Source organism: Ruminococcus callidus ATCC 27760, from assembly GCF_000468015.1.
Lineage (GTDB): Bacteria > Bacillota > Clostridia > Oscillospirales > Ruminococcaceae > Ruminococcus_C > Ruminococcus_C callidus.
Genome location: NZ_KI260350.1, coordinates 1 through 556, shown reverse-complemented (window position 1 = coordinate 556; position 556 = coordinate 1). Strand labels below are relative to the sequence as shown.

The following is a 556-nucleotide window of genomic DNA, read 5'->3' as shown; positions in this document are numbered from 1 at the left end:
ATGGGCAGTTAGAACAATTGGCAGAAATGGCGTTGTCGGAAGCATGGCGATTCCGAAAGCCCCAGACCGAATGTAAAAATACAGATACGCCGATTTTGGAACGGTATCTCCATATGATGTTCCGGAAATTGAGCATCGATTACAACACCGGAGAAACGGAATATTTCCATGTGGAAAACAACTGTGCCTGCTTTCATACAGGACTGTACACAAGGCAGTATCAGGCAATCTACGCCTGCTTTGAACGAAATAAAAAGAAAGACACCACATTGAAATGGTATTTCACCGGCTTCTGTGATGCTGTTTCTTCCAAGCTGCGATATGTAGAGCCGCTGCCCAAAAAGCCATATTTCCCGATGATGCAAAATGGTGTAAACTTCAATCCGGAATGGCCAATTCGGGTAAATGCAGAACACATTCTCAGCGACCCGGAAAATCGGGAACGGCTGCCAAAGAAGCTGCTTCGGTTTAAGAATCTGCCATTGCTGCTGGAAACAGCAGTGGAACTGGGCAGACGAAAAACAGTAATTGAGCCGGGGCTGGTAGTACCGCAGGG

1 protein-coding gene is annotated in these 556 nt (G+C 46.8%); it reads left to right on the top strand.

The features are described 5' to 3' along the window. Positions 1 to 556, top strand: a 556-nt coding sequence (locus tag RUMCAL_RS04700; RefSeq protein ID WP_021681437.1) for a DUF3825 domain-containing protein, incomplete at both ends; no start/stop codon positions are given.